Source organism: Pseudomonas sp. GD03875, from assembly GCF_029840585.1.
Lineage (GTDB): Bacteria > Pseudomonadota > Gammaproteobacteria > Pseudomonadales > Pseudomonadaceae > Aquipseudomonas > Aquipseudomonas paralcaligenes.
Genome location: NZ_JAOCCV010000084.1, coordinates 1 through 867, shown reverse-complemented (window position 1 = coordinate 867; position 867 = coordinate 1). Strand labels below are relative to the sequence as shown.

The window sequence follows — 867 nt, the reverse complement described above, 5'->3', positions numbered from 1 at the left end:
TTCGAGCTTCGGTGGCATCCACCTGCCGCGGATCGGCCAGGAAGTGCTGGTCGACTACCTGAACGGCGACCCGGACCGTCCGGTGATCACCAGCCGGCTGTACAACGCCTTCCAGATGCCGCCGTGGCAACTGCCGGCCAACGCCACCCAGTCGGGCATCCTGACCCGTTCGAGCCTGGGCGGGGGCTACGAGAACGCCAACGCGCTGCGTTTCGAGGACCGCAAGGGCGAGGAACAGCTGTGGATTCACGCCGAGAAGAACCAGGACATCGAAGTCGAGAACGACGAGACGCACTGGGTGGGCAACGACCGCAGCAAGACCATCGACCGCGATGAGACCAGCCACATCAAGCGCGACCGTACGGAGACGGTGGACCGTGACGAGACGATCACGGTGCATGGCAACCGCAAGGAAGAAGTGGACGGCAACGAGACCATCGACATCCACCAGAACCGTACGGAAACGGTGGATGGCAACGAGAAGGTGACGATCCACAAGAACCGCACGAAGAAGGTGGACAAGAACGAGACGGACCGTATCGGCAAGAACTGGTCGACGAGAGTCGGCAAGAACAAGACCGAGACCATAGGCATGGCCTACCTGCAGAACGTCGGCCTGGGGCGGATGGAGAACGTCGGGCTGGGGTACAGCTTGAACGTGGGCATGATGATGAACACCTTGGTCGGTATGAACAAAAGCAGCCAGATCGGCAAAAAAATGAGTACCACGGTAGGTACTCAATACACCCTCAATGTAGGAAGTGGCGGAGGCGGGAGCGGGCCTGCAGCAGCGGGCGTACAGCCCATGCACATTGTGGCACCCAGCCAGGGGAGCGAGGCAGCGAATAGCGGCGGCTCCAGTTTCAG

The 867-nt window shown here is 61.0% G+C and carries 1 pseudogene; it reads left to right on the top strand.

The features are described 5' to 3' along the window. Nucleotides 1–867: pseudogene (locus tag N5D30_RS26070) on the top strand (hypothetical protein); the annotation flags it as partial.